Source organism: Galactobacillus timonensis (genome assembly GCF_900240265.1).
In the GTDB taxonomy this organism is placed as follows: domain Bacteria; phylum Bacillota_I; class Bacilli_A; order Erysipelotrichales; family Erysipelotrichaceae; genus Bulleidia; species Bulleidia timonensis.
In genome coordinates, this window is sequence record NZ_LT964739.1 from 295,209 (window position 1) to 312,768 (window position 17,560).

Below are 17,560 nucleotides of genomic sequence, written 5' to 3' on the forward strand. Positions count from 1 at the left end.
ACTTTAGCATATCCGCAAAAATGCTCCGCCGAAACGGAGCATTTTCACGAAGATTCCAATGATATGTTTCAGCGCTTTCCCTGATCGTAAGGAACGCCTTCGGCCTTTGGAGCCGCAGAGTTCTCAGACGTAAAGGCAAGGACAATCAGCGAAATAATGTACGGCAGCATATTGTAGACCGTCCCCGGAATGTTGAGGGCCTGCAGGAAGCCGATACCCATATAGACATTGGAAAGGGCACGGAAGAAACCGAACAAAAGTGCCGTCAGCGCAATCCGGTGCGGCTTCCACTGACCGAAAATCATAACCGCAAGAGCCAGGAAACCAAAGCCGGCGACCCCGACCTCAAACTTCCACTGTGAGACGCCGGAGGTAATGTAGGCTGCGCCGCCAAGGCCGCCAAGCATTCCCGAAATCAATACACCTGCCCAGCGCATCTTATATACGTCGATGCCGACAGAAGCGGCAGCCTGCGGATTTTCGCCGCAGGAGCGCAGACGCAGTCCGAATTTCGACTTATAGAGAACGATATAGGCAACAATCAGAGCGATCAGAGCGCCGACCATGAACCAGGTAAATTCCATATTCCCGATATGGATCAGCAGCTTCTTCTTCGGCTCCACATAAGTCAGAATCGAAGAAACGTTCTGCGAATCGATGCTCGAATTGTAGGTGCGCACGATAATGACAGCCAGCGCTGTCGCAATCAGGTTCAGTGCGGTTCCGACAAGCGTCTGATCCGCTTTGAAGTTAATGCATGCGGCAGCCAGAAGAATACTGTAGAGAACGCCGAACAGAACCGCCATCCCGAATACGGCAAGAACCTCAAGGGCCGCGGGCGTTGTTTCGGCAAGCAGATCCATGGCCAGAGCACCGCCCAGGCCGCCCATAACCATGATGCCTTCCAGACCCAGGTTAATGACGCCGGAATGCTCCGAGAAGCAGCCGCCCAGTGCTGTCAGCGAGAGAACAGCCGCAAAAATGATTGTGTACTGTACTAACAGAGTCATTTCTGCTCAGCCTCCTTTCTCTTTTCTGTCTTGTCTTTCCGCGGTTTGTTCATCAGTGACTTGAAGAAGAGAACGAAGCCGCTGAGGTAAATGATAATGCCCGAAATCAGATCCGAAATCTGGGAAGGATAAATCATACGGTTGATCAGAGCGCCGCCATCCGTAATGTTCTGGATAAAGAACGAAGCGAAGATGGTGCCGATCGGATTGAGGCCGCCAAGGAACGTGGCAGCGATACCGTTGAATCCCATGCCCGGAACCGAACTCTGCGTCACTTCCCACTGCATGTATCCGGACAGGAACATAAAGCTGGCACCGATCCCGGCAAGAGCACCGCCGATCGCAAGAGTTACGATGATGTTGCGCTTCTCTTTCATGCCTGCATAGCGGGCCGCATCCTTGTTATAGCCGGTAGCCATCAGTTCATAACCGAACCGCGTCTTATTGAGAAGGAACCAGATCGCAATCGCCGCCAGAATGGACAGCGGAATAGCAATCGTCACCGTCTGGTTGTTGGAGAACAGTTTATCCAGACCGCCCGACGGCAGCAGTGCACTGGTATTGACCGACTTGATCGGATACGTATAGGGGCTGGAAAGCTCCTTGGCATTGGTCAGAATCGTATTGGTCAGATACAGCGTGATCCAGTTGAGCATAATGCCGGAGATAACTTCGTTAACGTTGCGGTAGGCCTTCAGAGCACCGGAGATAATTCCCAGTACAGCACCGGCCGCTGCCGCAAGAAGAATGTCAATCCACCAGGGAAGTCCCAGCAGCAGCGCACCGGCCAAAGCGGCGCAGGCACCTGCCTCATACTGGCCGGCGGCTCCGATATTGAAGAGGCCGACCTTATAAGCGAAGCAGACGCTCAGTGCACACATCAGCAGAGGAGCCGTCTTAGCCAGCGTGTTACCCAGCACTTTGAGCCTAGCGGCATGCGAGGCGCGGGTCATAAAGTTCATCAGAATCGTAAGAACAGCTTCGCCGGCACCTTCCGGATTGATAATGAACAGAACGATGAAGCCGACGAGAAGACCGATCGCGATACAGATCAAGGATGTGAGGATGGTCTGTACGCCCGGCCGTTTCCAGAAACTCTGCTTTTCCATCAGTCTGCCTCCCTCTTCGGTGTATTGCGTTTTGCGCCGGCCATATAAAGACCAAGCTCTTCGTTGGTTACTGTCTTAGGATCCAGTTCGCCGACGATTTCACCTTCGTGCATGACCAGAATGCGGTCCGAAAGATTCATAACCTCCTCCAGCTCCAGAGAAACCAGGAGTACTGCGGTACCGGCATCGCGCTCCTCAACAATGCGCTTATGAATGCCTTCGATGGCGCCGACATCGAGGCCGCGGGTCGGCTGAACAGCCAGCAGCACCTTATGCGGACGATCCAGTTCGCGGGCAATGATAACTTTCTGCTGGTTGCCGCCGGACATGGAGCGTACGCGCGTCACGGCGCCCTGACCGGAGCGGATATCGTAGGCTTCAATCAGCTGGTTGGCATAGGAGCGGATGGCTCCCCGGTTCAAAATACCATGGGCAGAAAACTGCGGCTCATAATAGCGCTGCAGAATCAGATTGTATTCAAGCGGGAAATCCAGAACGAGGCCGTGCTTCTGACGATCCGCCGGGATATGGGACATCAGCTGGTTGCGATCCCGGATCGTATCGTTGGTAATATCTTTGCCGTTGACTTCGATCTTTCCCGAGACCAGCGGATCCAGACCCGAAAGACCGTACACCAGCTCCGTCTGCCCGTTGCCGTCAATACCGGCGATACACACGATTTCTCCGGCATGAACGTCAAAGGAAACATGCTTAACCGCATTGGTGTGATGGTGGCGCGAAGCAATCGTCAAATCCTCCACGCGCAGAACAACCGGTCCCGGCTGCGCCGGCTTCTTGTCAACAACAAGCTGAACATCGCGGCCGACCATCATGCGTGACAGTTCCTTTTCGTTGGTGTCCTTGACATTGACGGTTCCGATGCATTTGCCGCGGCGCAGGACAGTGACGCGGTCCGCAACTTCCATGATTTCATTGAGCTTATGGGAAATGAAGAGAATCGACTTGCCTTCCTGGGCAAGCTTCTTCATAATCTGCATCAGATCTTCAATTTCCTGCGGCGTCAGAACGGCCGTCGGCTCATCGAAAATAAGGATATCGTTGTCGCGGTACAGCATCTTGATAATTTCGGTTCTCTGCTGCATACCGACGGTAATGTCGGATACCAGCGCATCAGGATCGATCATGAGGCCGTATTTTTCGGACAGGTCCATAACCTTTTTGCGTGCCGAAGCGGTCTGCAGAATACCGTGCCTGGTATCTTCGTCGCCAAGAATGATGTTTTCCAGGACGCTGAAGCACTGGACAAGCATGAAGTGCTGATGCACCATGCCGATGCCAAGGGCGTTGGCGTCGTTAGGACTGTTGATAACGGCTTCTTTGCCGTTGACGCGGATCGATCCTTCTTCGGGATGATACATTCCGAAAAGGACGGACATCAGGGTCGATTTTCCGGCACCGTTTTCACCGAGCAGGGCATGAATTTCGCCTTTTTTCAGCTGAATAGTGATGTCGTCATTCGCCACGATTCCGGGAAACCGCTTTGTGATATGCAGCATCTCTACTGCATATTCGTTCTCTGAAACTGACATGATGGGTACCCCCTAAGAGAAATGAATGAAGAGAAAATATGGAAACATATGATGCACAAACACAAAAGCCTTTAACTATTTTATTATTTTGAAACTCGCAGGACAAGAAAAGCAGACCATAGTTTCCTATGATCTGCCATTTTTTCTGAAAGGTTCAGAGCTTACTTGAGGTTGCCCTGGAAATCAACGGTAACGTTGCCCAGACCAACATACTTGTTCTCGGTAGCCAGCAGGTCGCCGGAATCGTCAACTGTCAGATCACCATCGTAGATGGACTTTACAAGAGCCTTGTAATCGTCCTGTGTGAAGCCGTCCGTCCAGACTGTGGACTCCATCGGCAGCTGTACATAGTTCGCAGTCGGATCATCGCCGGAGACGAGGCCGAGGTTCTCAACCTTTCCTGCGTATTCATCCCACTTGCCGGCCTTGATCGCATCGAGCAGCGTGTTAACCGTCTCAGCCAGGCCCTTCATTGCCGAAGTAATGCAGATGCCGTCACCATATTCGCCATCAATGGTCGGTGCCTGATCGACGTCGACGCCGATGATCTTGGCGCCCGTCTTGGCAGCAGCCTCAGCTGCGGAAGTGTAGATCGAACCGCCGGCAGCGAAGATAACTTCGGTACCGTCACTGCACCATGTATCCATAGCAGCGGTGATATCAGCGTCACCATAGAACTGGTTGCCGTATGCATACTTGATTTCAATGTTCGACTTGCCAAGTTCCTGCGCAGCCTGATCAGCGCCCTGAACGAAACCTGTACCATAACGGACAACGGACGGAACTGCCATGCCGCCAAGGTAGCCAAGCTTTTCATAGCCCATCTTGACTGCTGCATAACCTGCCAGATATCCGGCAATCTCTTCATGATAGATTGCGCTGTAGACATTATTATTCTCTGATTTCCATCCCGTCGTGCCGCTTGCGCCGTCAAGATCGCCCTGTGCAACGTCGAGGACAACGAACTTCACATCCGGATACAGATCTGCTTCATCAACAACGGACTGTGCAAATGCGAAGCCCGGAAGAACGATGACGTTGAATCCGTCTTCCACAGCCTGATCGATCATCGCATCACGGTCAGCTGCCGAATCCGAAGCCGGTTTGTAATACTTGAACGCATCATCACCTAAGCCGTTCGCAGCGCACCAAGCCTTGGATGCTTCATAGGTCGTCTGGTTGAAGGACTGGTCAGTAATATCACCATAGTCCGTAACCATCGCAACCTTCATGTCGCTCGTGGACGCTGCCGCTTCCGACGCTGCAGGAGCAGCCGCCTCACTCTCAGCCGGTGCAGACGATGCAGCTGCGCCACTGCTGCCGCATGCGGCAAGACTCAGTGACATCAGAGCAGCCATTGCAATACTGAATGCCTTTTTCATTTTCGTTCCTCCTTAAAGAACGGATGACAGGTGTTTCCTGCCTCTAATGTCCATTTTACATGGTCTTTTCTTTAAATCAACCTCACGGAATGCGCTTACATTTGGCATTTCATACAGAAATCCCATGGTTTCCGCCTGTTTGTATGGAAAATGTAAATTGTTCTTTATAATGACAGCGAGGATTTTCATTGAATTGTTTATTTTTCCATAACATCTGATTGCTATAATTCTTACGTTTAAGGCAGGGTTAACAATGGTATTCAGCAGTCTCACATTTCTATATGCCTATCTGCCAGTCGTTCTGCTGGTGTATTATCTGGTTCCGCTGAAGTGGCGTAATCCGGTTCTTTTTGCTTTCAGTCTCTTTTTCTATGGCTGGGGCGAGCCCCGCTACGTCTTTGTCATGCTGGCATCGATCCTTCTCAACTGGGAAGCCGGCCTGTTGATTGAAAAGGCGAAGAACAATCAGGATCAGGCAAAGGCAAAGAAGATCCTGACCCTGGTCATCGTGATCAACATTGCCATTCTCGCCATTTTCAAGTATGCAGACTTTGTGGTTGAGAATCTGAATTATCTCGGCCTCTCCCTGACGCCTCCGCATCTGTCGCTGCCGATCGGGATCAGCTTCTATACCTTCCAGGCAATGAGCTATCCGATTGACCTCTACCGCGGCGAGACTTCGGCGCAGCATTCCTTTGTGAAGTTCGGCACCTATGTGACGATGTTTCCGCAGCTGATTGCCGGCCCGATCGTTCGCTACACCGATATTGCCAAGCAGCTTGACAATCGCCGCGTCTCTTCGAAAAAACTGCAGTCCGGTATCCGCCGCTTTCTGATCGGTCTATGCAAGAAGGTTCTGCTGGCCAATGCGGTCGGTGCCGTCTATCAGAACATCACTGCCCTTCCCGACAGTCAGATGTCGACGGCAACGGCATGGATCGGCATTCTCTGCTTTACGTTCCAGATCTACTTTGATTTCTCAGGCTATTCGGATATGGCAATCGGTCTGGGCAGTCTGCTCGGCTTCGATTTCCTCGAAAACTTCAACTATCCTTATGTCGCCACTTCGGTGACGGAGTTCTGGCGCAGATGGCACATTTCGCTTTCCAGCTGGTTCCGTGACTATGTCTATATTCCTCTTGGAGGAAACCGCAAAGGTCTGCCGAGACAGATTCTGAATCTGTTGATCGTCTGGATTCTGACCGGGTTCTGGCATGGCGCTTCGTGGAACTTTGTGCTGTGGGGACTGTTCTATGGAGCCGTTCTGATCGTTGAGAAGCTATTTCTGTTAAAGGGTCTGAACCGTCTTCCGAAATGGATCGGCCGCATCTATACGATGTTCATTGTCATGATCGCATGGGTGCTGTTTGCCTTCACCGATCTTTCGCAGGCGGCGCATTATCTTTCGATGATGTTCAATTCGACAGGTACATTTGCCAACAGTATGACCTGGTTCTATCTGCGTGATAACGCGATGCTGCTGATCATCTGTGTCATTGCGGCGACGCCGATTGCGAAGACGAAGCTGAACATCATGAACAAAAAGATCGGAAAGATTCTTGAGCCGCTGCTTGTGATCGCTGCCTTTGTGCTGTGCACCGCCAGCATCGTAAGCTCCAGCTACAATCCGTTCCTTTATTTCCGCTTTTAGGAGGTGTTTGAATGAAGAAAATACCTTTTCGTACCTATACGATTCTGGCCGCTTCGGCGTGGCTGATCGTTGTCTCTCTGCTGAATGTGTTTGCCGAAAAAACGGATGTTTCCTGGAATGAGAACCGGACGCTGCAGGAGATGCCCTCGACCCAGCCGGCAACTCTCTTCTCTGGAAACTTTGATGAGCAGTTTGAGAAATGGTTCAGCGACCACTTTGTGAACCGTGACAAGTGGATCGAGCTCAACGCCATCGCTAGGAAAGCGACCGGCGCCATCGAAAATAACGGCGTCTATTTTGCGCAGGACGGCCGCCTGGTACAGCAGTTTCAGACGGTCAATGAGACGACGCTGCAGGCAAATATCGATACAGTCAATGCGTTTTGCACAGATCACGGTGTCAAAGCCAATATCTTCCTGGTTCCAACAGCTGCCTGGGGAGCCGCCAACGAGCTGCCGGTCGGCGCAAGTGACGTGGACCAGAAGGCACTTCTGCAGGAAATCAAGCAGAAGTTCCCGGATCAGACCTTTATTGACTATACGGAACTGGCGAGCCCGTCTCCGAATCTTTATTACCGGACGGATCATCACTGGAATGAAAAAGGCGCCTATCAGGGTTATGTCGCCATTGCCTCGCAAGTGCTGAACAAGATCCCAAATGCCTTCATCTACACGGAAGTATCCGACAGCTTTGAAGGAACGATGTATTCACGTTCCGGTGCCTTCTGGGTTTCTCCCGATCCGATCTATGAAATTGATCCAGACGGCAGCGATCTGCAGGTCAGTGTTTCCTATGATGATGGTGATACCGTGACAGACAGCCTCTATTCCACAGACCGTCTTTCGACCAAGGATCAGTATGCCTACTACGTCGATGGAAACCACGCCTATGTCGACATCAAGACCAATATGAACACTAACAAAAAGGCTGTCATCGTCAAGGACAGCTACGCCCATATTCTGATGCCGTTTCTGGCAACAGAGTACAGTGAAATCCAGATGGTCGATCTGCGCTACTACCGCGGAAACGTGTCCGACCTGCTGGATGATCAGACAGATCTTTATTTCATCTACAGCCTCGACAATTTCTGCACCGATCCGAATCTTGCATTCCTGAACTGAATATGACACAGATTGAATTTGTTAAATGCGGCATCAATGGCGAAAGCATCGGCTACATCGACCGAAAGCCTGTTTTCTGCGACGGCGTCTTCCCCGGGGAAACAGCAGAAGTAGAAATCATCGAAGAAAAACCGACCTACATGCGTGCAAAGCTGAAGCACATCATCGCAAAAGCACCCTGCCGCTTCCAGAACCCGTGTCCCCATGCACCCCAATGCGGCGCCTGCCCCCTGCTGGCAATGGATTATCAAAAGCAGCTGGAAATCGCGCGTGATCTTCTCATTGAAGCACTCTGGAAATACAGCCGCACATCAAAGGATCTTGTCCGTGACATCCATCCTTCACCTGCATTTCTCCATTACCGCAACCAGTGCAAGCTTCCGGTTCAGGAATATAAAGGTAAGCTCGTCAGCGGCATGTACCAGCCGGGGACCAACCATTTCTGTAACACCGATGGGTGTCTAGTCCATGAAGAGCTGCTTGAAACATTGAGAAGCCGCGTCCTGGCGGTGCTCAATGCCCATCATATGCATGCCTATGACGCCAGTACGCACACAGGCGTCCGCAGTATCGTTCTGCGGACGATGGGGGAAAAGAGCCAGCTTACTTTAATCACCGGGAAAGAGACAATACCGGAAGAAGTCATCACTGATCTTGCAAAGTCCGGCATCTCCTGTATCCATCAGAGCATCAATACGGCCCGCAAGGATGCCGGCTTCTTCGGCAGCGCACCGAAGACGCTGTATGGTGAACCAAGCCTTGAAATATCTGTCTGCGGTATTTCACTGCATCTGCCTCCCGCATCGTTCTTCCAGCTCAATACAAAGCAGGCCGAAGCTCTCTATACGATGGCCGTCAGTAAGGTTGACCGCTGCCACGTTCTTGTGGAAGCGTATTGCGGCATCGGGGCTATGAGTCTCTTGGCAAAGGATAAGGCAGAATGCATCATTGGCATTGAAGCCGTGCCGGATGCGATCAAATCCGCTAATCAAAATGCAGAGCTGAACAACTGCCAGGATCATGTGCACTTCCAGTGTGCAGATGCTGCGGAAGGTCTCAGGGAGGCTGCCGCCCATCATCACATTGATACGCTGCTACTGGATCCGCCCCGCAGCGGCATGGATGAGGCGATGCTCAAAGCAGTCGAAGACGCAAATATACCGCGTCTGATCTATGTTTCCTGCAATCCGGCAACGTTATCAAGAAACCTTGACGAGCTGAAGAAGAACTATGAGGTGAAGACGATCATCCCCTACGACCTCTTCCCCAATACGCCGCTTGTCGAAAGCATTACCGTCCTGCAGCGCCGCGGTACAACGGACCGTAAGCCCGGAAAGTCCATCAAACGGAAACATAAACACGCAAAACAGGCAGAAAGGCATTGAACGCCCTTCTGCTTTTTCATATGAAAAGCACACCTGCATCGAGCAGATGTGCCAGTGTCTCTATCATTGTCCTTCTTTGGAAGCCTGCCAGAGATCGCGGTAGGTTCTTGCAAAGGCATGGGCCCCGATTTCACTCAGGGCACGGATGCCAGTATGTCCAATAGTCACCTTCCCGATCCGGATCATCGGAACCTGATAAAGCCGCGATGTAAGACCGAGCTTCGTCCATTCCAGAAAATGATAATACTCATGACTCAGGATCAGATTCTCGGCCGCATGCATATCCAGAGCATTTTCCTTTGCCCACAGCGCAATCGATTTCAGATACAGCGTAATCTCTTTCTTTCCCGAAACATAGTCGCTGAAATAGCGCTGGTTCCCAGACACAAAATCAATATTCTTCTCTTTCAGCGTCAGGCCGCTGCTGCGGCAGATCGCAAAGAAATCATAGCTTCCCTGAAACTGCGCAAATGTTTCCTGCGCCGCCTGCGCACCTCTTTCCCAGGCCTTTTCCGTAATCGGCTTGCGATCCTGAACCGGTATCTTTCCATAGCAGGGATCATAGGAAAGCTCCTTCAGCGCAAGATCATGATCAGGGAACGGAAAATGATCCGATTTCCGTTTTTTCTCTCCCATAGCCTATTCCACACGCTTCGTTCCGATGACAATGACCGACTCATCATCCGGAAGACCCTCCAGCTCGACCTGTGCCAGCGAAATCACCTGCTCCGGCTTCTGCATCCCGGACAGATCCACAATCCGCCGCCCCACAATCAGGTACAGATTCGGCAGACTGGAGCCACCATCATTGTATTCCGTCAGCTCTTCCAGCAGCCAGTTCACATCCTTTTTCCAGGACGTCAGACTGCTCTGACGAACCAGCGCATTGCTCTTTTGAAGACGGATCACACCCTCCCGGTCGATCAGACGCAGCGGATGCGTCGTCTTACGGAAGAAGAGCTTCTTTTCCACCTTTTCACCGGTTACGGCAGCCATACCGTTCGTACGCGCTTCAATCTTCAGCTGCTTCGGATCCATCGCAAGATTGTTCGCCGTCTCCTGGATCAACTCTTCGTCTGTCAATTCCTTCTTCAGACGGTCATGGGAACGCATCTCAGTCGCACCGGTAGCGATCGCCCGGACAATGTTGCGCTGCGTATCGACTTCCACCTGAATCTCAATCGTTCCCGGAGCTGCCCCATTCTGGATCGCCGCCTGTTCCGCCTCCTTGCGGACAGAAATAATATCATCCTGCGTCGGATTGGTTACCGAACGCTCCACCATATCACGAACCATGGCCAGCGCCACGCCGATCGTTGAAATGACCGGCGCATTGCGCGCAATCCGGTGCCGGTGCCCCATCGTTTCCGCCAGATGCGGAACAACGGTTGCTGCACCACCGCCGCCGCCAACGAAGATCGTCGTCCTGGGATCCATCTCATAAGTCTTCATCAGTTCAGCCGCGACTTTTGAATTCTTCGCCGCCGCATAACCAAGAACAGCCTTCGCCGCCTCTTCAACACTCATCCCCATGTTGTCCGCCAGCGGCTTCCAGGCCCTGATGGCTGCTTCGCGGTTACCATACGCATAGTCTTCCGGCTTCACGTAACCGGCGATATTGGCCGCTCCTGACAGCGTCAGCGCAAACTTCTTTCCACCGGCGCATTCAATCATGGCGTAATCCGGATCCCCTTCCATCGGCCGGATACTTAAAAGCCTGGGATCAACGATATCTTCCGTCTTGGCATAAACCTCATAATCAAGAGCCGCAATATGGGCAGAGCGCGGCCCCGTATCTACCGCTTTGCCATCCTTCAGCTCAATCATCGAACCGCCGCCGATACCGACCGTATGAACATCCAGCGAATTCAGATACGTCTTAAAACCGCCGACCTCGGCATAACGGATCATCACCTTGCCATCCTTGACGCAGGAAATATCTGTCGACGTACCGCCGACCTCAAAGAAGATGCCGTCCGTCAGCTTCTCATACATCAGCGCCCCGGCGACACCGGCAGCCGGTCCCGAAAGAATCGTCAGAATCGGACGGCTGCGTACCTCATCCACCGTCATTACACCGCCATCGCAGCGCATAATCATCAACGGCGCCTTGATGCCGGCCGCCTTGATGGACTGATCCGTCATCGATGCTGTTTCCAGCATTTTCGGCATGATCGAAGCGTTGATCACAGCTGTCCTCGTACGGATCTTTAAACCGTACAGCTTCGAAATATCGTTGGTAGCCGTCGCTGGAAGACCCTGCTGCGTACAAAGCTTCACCACAAGGTTTTCATTGGACGGATCATCGACCGAAAACGCCTCGGCCGCAACGAAGGAACGGCAGTCCCTGCCTTTCAGCTCAGCAATCGCCGCCTGAATATTCTCTTCCAGATGACCGGCAGAACAGTCAATATATACATTTTCCGTTTCCAGAAATTTTCCCGGCGCCAGCTCAATATTGCCGATCGTCGTATCGGCTTTCGCCTTTGACCCCTGCAGACCGCTGCCAAGCGTAATGATACCGACCTTGGCAACATCCCCCTCCAGCAGCGCATTGGTTGCCTGCGTCGTACCATGGGCAATAAAGGAAACATCGTCCGGAGAAATATGATATTCCTCCATAATTTTATGCAGAACTTCGATGATTCCCGCCGCAACGCCTTCTTTTGCCCGATGCGTGGTCGGAGTCTTGACGTATCCGATCAATTGAAATGTGTCATTGTCGATGGCAACCGCATCCGTAAATGTGCCCCCGACATCAATGCCGATTCTAACCTTCATTACATGCCTCCGTGCTTCAGTTGAAAAACAGGGCGCCTCCCTTATTCAGAAAGGCGCCGCCTCTGCTGATACTATAAACTGCTTAGAAGAAACGAACACCGGAGATGATGACACCGATGACTGCCACAACCCAGAGATACGGCAGCAGCTTCTTCGTCAAAGCGTTGACATCCACCTCGCAGAAATTTGCTGTCCAGACGTTCTGCGTATTCGTCGGATCGCCGCATGCCTGAATACGTTCTGCCGACAGGAATGCGCCCATGACCGCCTGCGGCTGCAGCGTACCAAGACCAATAATCAGAGCCGCAATACCAGAACCAAGTCCAAACAGGTTCATCGGTCCACGATACAGAGCCAGCGGCGCAAGCAGCGAGAAGAAGATGATGAATCCGACTCTCGTCGTCGGCGTAATCTTGAGCAGGAACGGATCAAGAACCGTCTTAACGTTCGCATTCGTTACCGCAAGGAACAGGATACCGATACCGATCATCAGCAGAACAGCAGGACCTGCATCCGTAACACCGTCATAGCCCGACTTCACAAGAAGGTTCATCGCCTTGTTCCAGGAAGTGCTCGTAAAGATCAGGATCCAGATAATTCCAACCATAAAGGACGGGCAGACCGGCATCTTGAAGAACGCAACAAGAATAATCGGAATCAGCGGCGTAATCATCGCCAGGAAGCCGCGCACACCATGCAGCGACTTTTCATCGCTCGCCGGAGCCTTGTCACTGGCAGGAGCCGAGAAGGCAAACTTGATACCGTTGCGGCGGAATTCAACAATGATCAGAATCAGCGTCGCAATTGCTGTCAGAATCATCATCGTTGTCTCAAAGGACTGAATCTCTGAGATATCGAGGCTGAAGATGTTCGCATAGTTCTGCCACTGCGCAATGTTGATGGTAAGACCCGTTGTAAATGCCATCATATAGATTGCTGCAGCACTCATTGCCGGAACACCGATCGAAATCAGAATCGGAAGAACGATCGAACCGGTCATGATAATCGCACCCAGACCGCTCAGCGTCGTAAAGAGAATCGCAACAACTGCAACCATGATGATCGTGACGATAAACGGCTTATCACCGCCAAGCTCTGCACTGCGCTTGATAATGTTCTCGGTGACGCCCGTTTTGTTCATCAGCTGAGCCAGCCACGCTCCAAAGATCACCGCCATAATGGCAGATCCCATACGGACTGTCCCAGCTTCCAAAACCGTCTGCAGCCAGCCGATCGCATTACCGTCGGCGTCCGTTCCAACTGCCGGAACGCCGGCAATGATGCAGATGATGACCGCCAGCAGCGGAAGTGCCAGCAGCGTCGGCATCTTCTTTGTAATCATCAATGCAGCAATGATTACAAATGCGATGATAATCAAAATACCCTGTGCCATATTTTTCTCCTTTCAGATACCCCTTAATTATCGAACACGGTATGGCTTACCGGAGGCTCCTTATGAAAACATCAGTTCACTGCGCACCCACCGTGCCATGCCTTCATGGTCATGGGAAGCACGCTGATCCAGAAAGAAAACTTTCAAACGATCATTCTCAAGTCGCGCAGAAACATCACGTTCCAGATCACGGGCATTGAGGGATTTGAACACATGTCCCGAAGAATCGGACGAAATAAAGATGAACGCCAGCGGAAACATCAGACATAGCGCCATCATCAGCCCCTCCAGACCGTCTTTGGCCTCCTGCGCATCCGCATCTTCCGGCACAAAGGAACGGCAGAACGAAGGCAGCACATCAATCGTCCGCTCATCCACCGTAATGCTGGCCGCAATCTCAGTCCCCAGCCGTATATGGGCACAGCACGCTGCCGCATCGTCCTTTCTCAGCGCCTGCTGCACCGTATAATGCATCGAATAATCTTCCTGCACCGGCACCTTCAGATACATACGCAGCGCATCCGAAAGCTTCATCTGCTGCGCATAGCTGCCCGCATCCATCATGACGTTGAAATCACTTTCCTTCATATCGTCCTGAAACAACAGCCCGATGCCAAGCACATGGCAGTCTTCCAGCGCAGCGCGGATCATATCCAGAAGATCATTGCCCGAATGCCAGTGGTTCTCCAGCTTTCTCTGCCCCTTCAGACGGATCGAAAGATCAAAGCTGCTGTACCAGATGCTCCGGCGCGAAATTTCAAAGACAGCGACCGTCCCAAAGTCGGGATTGATCTCCAGACGCCGCTGACTGCGGCCGCCCGTACTGTTGGTGCCGTTCTCCATCAGCACCTTCTGCTCCATCAAATGGGAAACCAGCGAAGAAACCGTGCTCGCAGAAAGACCGGTTTCCTGCGCCAGTTCAATGCGGGAAATACCGGGATGTTCCTGAATCAGCCTCACAAGCATCGTGAGATTGTCTTTCTTCATGTCTTTCAGACCGCTCTTCTTCATGATCTTCCTATTATTTCGGACTTCGAAATATCTATTCTCAAACTAGCACATGCAGGAAAGGACTTCAATACCCCTCAGCAATATTTGCCAAGTTTTTCACGCAGCTTCGTTCCATCCACCGCATGCAGATCGATTCCCTCGTCCAGTGCCATGACGCACGCTTCGCCCGCCGCCTGGCCGATATCAATGACCGTCGGAATGATACGGATGCTCGCCTCCATCAGAAACTGCGTCGAAATGCACCGACCCGCAGCACATACATTCTTCACGGCCGATGTAATCATTGCCCGATAGGGAATTTCATAGTAGTCACCCGGCTGATAGGCAATCTGATGCACCAGCGACTTCTTTGCCGAATGAACATCAATGTACCAGTCGCCCCGGGCAACACCATCTTCAAACCGCGCCCTGCCCGTATAATCCTCAGCAGGCATCACATAGTCGCCAACCATTTCCCAGGACTCGCGCACCCCGAGCATCGAAGCCTCCTGCACCAGATAGCAGTTTTCAAAGCCCGGCATATATCCTTTCAAAAAGCGGACCAGACGACGAATGGCTGCGCGCCCCTCACTGATCGCCACCGATCTGTCCAGCGCATGCTCGTTATCCATCAGATGCACCAGATGCGGACAATTGAAGGACAATACGCCCGGCTTCCCCGGCACCGTATAGTTCTGGAAATAGCGAAGATCATCCGGGATCAGCACCCCGTCATGAACCGCCTGATCAAATACCGGCTGCAGCGCAAAACCACGGCCACCAACCATGGCCGACTCAAAATAATCGCCTGCCTCATGATGCACACTGTAGGTATCATGCAGCGAAAAAACATAGGAACGATACTTCTCTATATCTACGCCGCCCACTTCAAAACGCAGCGAAGAGATCTGATTGTTCCCGTCCTCATCGCCCCGGCGGCAGGGAACCCCGGCAAGCCGAAGCACCAGAGCATCGCCGCTGGCATCGACAAACTGCTTACCAAGCACCGCGCAAAGACCGTCCGTAACTGCAACCACCAGGCCCTTGATATGATCCCGATCCATCAGCACATCCGCAATCGTCGCATCATACAGCAGGTCACAGCCCGCATCCCTTAACAGCTCTTCCCAGCTGTGGCACATCGCTTCTGCCGAAAACCAGCGCTGCTCACTGACTCCATGGTCCTTCACCGGTGCAATCGCATTGAGCTTCTTTTCCAGCGCATAGAAGTTGCTGTGATGCCCCGTATAGGAGCGCATCATCGGCGTAACAAGCGCATTGACACTCGAGCCGCCAAGCCGGATCGACTTTTCAACGACCAGCGTTTTCTTCCCGGCCGCAGCGGATGTCAGAGCAGCCGATGCACCTGCACTGCCGCCGCCGGCAATAATGGTTTCCCAGCTTCCCAGAATCTCAAGTTCACGTCCATGATAAGAAACAGTTTCTTTCATAACCCCTCCGGATCTTTTCAGTTGCGTTTTTCCGTTCTACAATTATTTCGGACTTCGCAATAACCTGCTTTCAGCATAGACGATTTTTCCGCCAATGCAAGCGGTGCGAAAAGAAAGAAGGCAAACTATCATGAATCAGAAAAATCAGACAATCCTGGATTCCATTCACGGAAAGCTGATCGTCTCCTGCCAGGCGCTGCCGCAGGAACCTCTGCATTCCAGCTTCATTATGGGCCGCATGGCCCTTGCCGCCACCATGGGCGGAGCTGGCGGTATCCGCGCAAATACGCCCGAAGATATCGCCGAGATCCGCAAAAACACAACTCTCCCCATTATCGGCATTATCAAGAAAGACTATCCCGATTCCGAAGTGTACATCACCCCGACGATGGCAGAAGTCGATGCCCTGATGGCTTGCGGCGTCGAAATTCTTGCCATGGATGCCACTGCCCGCAAACGTCCGCAAGGACAGTCTCTGGATGATTTCTTCCATGCCGTCAAAACCAGGTATCCGGATCAGCTGTTCATGGCCGACTGTGCAAGTGTCGAAGACGGCATGCATGCGGCTGAGCTTGGTTTCGATCTCATTGGCACAACCATGGCGGGCTATACCGATTACACCAAAGGCGTCAAAGTCCCTCCCTATGCCATGATTAAAAAGCTGGTGCTGGAATGCGGAAAGCCGGTCATAGCCGAGGGTCATATCTCTACGCCGGAAATGCTGCGGCACGCGATGGATATGAACGTATGGGCCGTCGTCGTCGGCTCTGCCATCACCCGCCCCTATGAAATTACCAAGAGCTTCATGAAAGCGCTGGAGGACTGATGGTACGCATCGGCCTACTGGACATCGGCGGCACCTCCATTAAAAGCGGCATTTTTGAAAACAACATTCTGACCGCCGGCGAAACAATTCCCACCTGTGCAAAAGACGGTGCACAGCAGGTGCTTCTGCGCGCCATCGCCCTCCTTCATCTGACGGAAAACCTCGATGCCATCGGCATCAGTACCTGCGGACAGGTGAATCCGGCCGACGGTTCCATCGCATACGCCAACGAAAATATGCCCGGCTATACGGGTATGCCTGTTCGTAAGATGTTTGAAGATTCCTTTCACATTCCCTGTGCCGTAATCAATGACGCCTACGCGGCGGCGGCCGGGGAACATGCCTGCGGCGCAGCGCAGGGTGCTGCCGATTTTCTATGCATCACCTACGGGACGGGCATCGGTGCCGGCATCTGGCTGAATGGTGCCCCCTATTACGGAGCAGGTCCCAATGCCGGAATCATGGCCGGCGGAATGATCGTACACGCCGAAAAGAAAAGCGACCCCTGGGCGGGCAGCTATGAGAAGGCGGCCTCGACCACGGCCTTACTGCAAAGAGCCAAAGCTGCCGACCCTTCCATTACTGACGGGCGCTCCTTCATGGAGAAGGTGCAGAAGGAGCCTGAGTTGATGGATGTTCTGACTGCCTGGACAGATGAAATCGGCATCGGCCTGTGCTCGTTTGCGGCCGTCTACAATATTCCGCTCTTTGTTTTGGGCGGCGGGATTATGGAACAGCCTCTCGTCTTCCAGAAAACGGAAGAAGCCTTCCAGAAGCACCTGATCCCCGGCTTCCATGGTATCGCCTTAAAAAAAGCCCGACTGGGCAACCAGGCGGGCCTGTATGGTGCTGCAGCTGCGGCTGAAACACTGTTGAAAAAGGGACTGTAACAGTTTGAGCATATTTAGAAT

Annotated in this window: 14 protein-coding genes; 5 read left to right on the top strand and 9 right to left on the bottom strand. The window is 52.5% G+C overall.

Features of this window, described 5'->3' with window-relative positions:
- Positions 1 to 68: 68 nt before the first annotated feature.
- The 4 genes from C1714_RS01385 to C1714_RS01400 form a co-directional block, all read right to left on the bottom strand.
- Positions 69 to 1,010, bottom strand: coding sequence for an ABC transporter permease (locus C1714_RS01385; protein ID WP_102341507.1), 942 nt, complete (start codon positions 1,008 to 1,010; stop codon positions 69 to 71).
- Entirely contained in the window at positions 1,007 to 2,119 is a 1,113-nt protein-coding gene (locus C1714_RS01390; protein WP_102341508.1) for an ABC transporter permease, read from the bottom strand. The genes C1714_RS01385 and C1714_RS01390 overlap by 4 nt, the downstream gene beginning before the upstream one ends.
- Entirely contained in the window at positions 2,119 to 3,669 is a 1,551-nt protein-coding gene (locus C1714_RS01395; protein WP_210115224.1) for an ABC transporter ATP-binding protein, read from the bottom strand. Before C1714_RS01395 ends, C1714_RS01390 begins: the two co-directional genes overlap by 1 nt.
- Positions 3,670 to 3,830: 161 nt before the next feature.
- Complete coding sequence (locus C1714_RS01400; RefSeq protein WP_102341509.1) at positions 3,831 to 5,051, bottom strand: BMP family lipoprotein; 1,221 nt, start codon at positions 5,049 to 5,051, stop codon at positions 3,831 to 3,833.
- 253 nt (positions 5,052 to 5,304) lie between these two features.
- On the opposite strand from C1714_RS01400, the gene C1714_RS01405 reads away from it, so the two are divergent.
- Genes C1714_RS01405 through rlmD form a run of 3 tightly spaced genes read left to right on the top strand, consistent with a single transcriptional unit; the run spans position 5,305 to position 9,208 of the window.
- A complete protein-coding gene (locus C1714_RS01405; RefSeq protein WP_102341510.1) occupies positions 5,305 to 6,702 on the top strand; it encodes an MBOAT family O-acyltransferase in 1,398 nt (465 codons plus the stop codon).
- Positions 6,703 to 6,713: 11 nt separating this feature from the next.
- On the top strand, positions 6,714 to 7,823 hold the full coding sequence (locus tag C1714_RS01410; protein WP_102341511.1) for a DHHW family protein: 1,110 nt from the start codon (positions 6,714 to 6,716) through the stop codon (positions 7,821 to 7,823).
- 2 nt (positions 7,824 to 7,825) lie between these two features.
- Entirely contained in the window at positions 7,826 to 9,208 is a 1,383-nt protein-coding gene (gene rlmD, locus C1714_RS01415; RefSeq protein ID WP_102341512.1) for a 23S rRNA (uracil(1939)-C(5))-methyltransferase RlmD, read from the top strand.
- A 63-nt stretch (positions 9,209 to 9,271) separates the two neighbouring features.
- Here rlmD and C1714_RS01420 read toward each other — a convergent pair whose 3' ends face one another.
- From C1714_RS01420 to C1714_RS01440, 5 genes are all read right to left on the bottom strand, one after another.
- On the bottom strand, positions 9,272 to 9,844 hold the full coding sequence (locus C1714_RS01420; protein WP_102341513.1) for a hypothetical protein: 573 nt from the start codon (positions 9,842 to 9,844) through the stop codon (positions 9,272 to 9,274).
- A gap of 3 nt (positions 9,845 to 9,847) precedes the next feature.
- Complete coding sequence (locus C1714_RS01425) at positions 9,848 to 11,989, bottom strand: hydantoinase/oxoprolinase family protein (RefSeq protein WP_102341514.1); 2,142 nt, start codon at positions 11,987 to 11,989, stop codon at positions 9,848 to 9,850.
- An 82-nt stretch (positions 11,990 to 12,071) separates the two neighbouring features.
- The gene (locus C1714_RS01430) at positions 12,072 to 13,382 is read right to left on the bottom strand and encodes a C4-dicarboxylate ABC transporter (RefSeq protein WP_102341515.1); all 1,311 of its coding nucleotides are present in this window, start codon (positions 13,380 to 13,382) and stop codon (positions 12,072 to 12,074) included.
- Between the two features lie 60 nt (positions 13,383 to 13,442).
- On the bottom strand, positions 13,443 to 14,393 hold the full coding sequence (locus C1714_RS01435; RefSeq protein WP_102341516.1) for a winged helix-turn-helix domain-containing protein: 951 nt from the start codon (positions 14,391 to 14,393) through the stop codon (positions 13,443 to 13,445).
- Between the two features lie 74 nt (positions 14,394 to 14,467).
- Positions 14,468 to 15,823, bottom strand: a complete 1,356-nt coding sequence (locus C1714_RS01440; protein WP_102341517.1) for an FAD-dependent oxidoreductase — start codon at positions 15,821 to 15,823, stop codon at positions 14,468 to 14,470.
- Between the two features lie 130 nt (positions 15,824 to 15,953).
- Here C1714_RS01440 and C1714_RS01445 point away from each other — a divergent pair, with 130 nt between their 5' ends.
- Positions 15,954 to 16,649, top strand: a complete 696-nt coding sequence (locus C1714_RS01445) for an N-acetylmannosamine-6-phosphate 2-epimerase (RefSeq protein ID WP_102341518.1) — start codon at positions 15,954 to 15,956, stop codon at positions 16,647 to 16,649.
- On the top strand, positions 16,649 to 17,539 hold the full coding sequence (locus C1714_RS01450; protein WP_102341519.1) for an ROK family protein: 891 nt from the start codon (positions 16,649 to 16,651) through the stop codon (positions 17,537 to 17,539). Before C1714_RS01445 ends, C1714_RS01450 begins: the two co-directional genes overlap by 1 nt.
- The last annotated feature ends 21 nt before the right edge of the window (positions 17,540 to 17,560 follow it).